Source organism: Mesorhizobium sp. LNHC252B00 (genome assembly GCF_000502955.1).
In the GTDB taxonomy this organism is placed as follows: domain Bacteria; phylum Pseudomonadota; class Alphaproteobacteria; order Rhizobiales; family Rhizobiaceae; genus Mesorhizobium.
In genome coordinates this window covers 1-232 of the sequence record NZ_AYWO01000187.1, presented here as the reverse complement: position 1 = coordinate 232, position 232 = coordinate 1, and the positions used below count along the sequence as shown (strand labels likewise).

The 232-nt window shown below is 61.6% G+C and carries 1 protein-coding gene; it reads right to left on the bottom strand.

All coding sequences use genetic code 11. The annotated features are described in order from the left end of the window. On the bottom strand, window positions 1-232 hold a 232-nt coding region (locus X744_RS01000000170805), incomplete at both ends, for a thiamine pyrophosphate-dependent enzyme (RefSeq protein ID WP_032908329.1).

Below are 232 nucleotides of genomic sequence, written 5' to 3'. Positions count from 1 at the left end.
TCGGGAAGCAGTTGGCGAGCGTCGCCACGCGGCAATCGAACAGCACCGGCTTCCTGACCGAGATCATCTCCTTGATCGCGTCGTCCAGTTCGTCTGGCTTGTCGCAACGAATGCCGTGGCCGCCATAGGCCTCGGCCAGCTTGACGAAATCGGGCATCGCTTCGGTGTAGGAATGCGACAACCGGTTGCCGTGCAGCAGCTGCTGCCACTGGCGCACCATGCCCATATACTG